At 57.8% G+C, this 611-nt stretch carries 1 protein-coding gene; it reads right to left on the reverse strand.

Annotated features, from left to right (window positions below; genetic code table 11):
- Positions 1-9 precede the first annotated feature (9 nt).
- A complete protein-coding gene (locus MTR62_RS21140) occupies positions 10-528 on the reverse strand; it encodes a hypothetical protein (RefSeq protein WP_244024644.1) in 519 nt (172 codons plus the stop codon).
- Positions 529-611 lie beyond the last annotated feature (83 nt).

Here is a 611-nt window from a genome sequence, read left to right on the forward strand (position 1 = left end):
GATGGGTGGTTAGGAGACGTTGCCCAAAGCTCGACTGAATGCTGTGTGAGCGGTTTCGGTGTCGAACGGGGCCGCGTTCAACTCGGGAAAAGTCCGCTCGGCACGAGCGGCCTCGTTCAGTCGGCCGGCTGTCCCTCCAGCGCGAAAACACGCGACGATTGTTTCTCCCTCATGGGGCGGCAAATCGTGGCCTGCGAAGCCAGCATAGAAAGTCCTGAATACGCGATCTTGGGCGGCGAGATAGCCAATGGCTGGTTCGAGACTTTCAACGGTGCGGTTGAGCAGCAACGCGTCAGCTTCTGCCCCCATCCTATGAAGCCAGACGCTCGCGAGCATCAGCGCGTCGTCAACCCGCTTATCGCCGCTGGAGATTACCTCGACTGATGCGTCACCCCCTTCGTCCCAAATGGTCACCCAATCACGATCCACATCAATTGAGTGGGGGTGACCGTCGGCGAGCCGAACAATTGCTTCACCGCCGACTGGAACTTCGAATTGCTCACATTGCAATTCGACGAACACCGTCAATGAGTTTTCGCCCTTGTTTCGTATGGGTATCCGCATCGCGCCTTTCCATGCTCGTCAGCCAAGCGTGACACGGTAGTCAGATG

Source organism: Novosphingobium organovorum (assembly GCF_022832435.1).
Classification (GTDB): Bacteria; Pseudomonadota; Alphaproteobacteria; order Sphingomonadales; family Sphingomonadaceae; genus Novosphingobium; species Novosphingobium organovorum.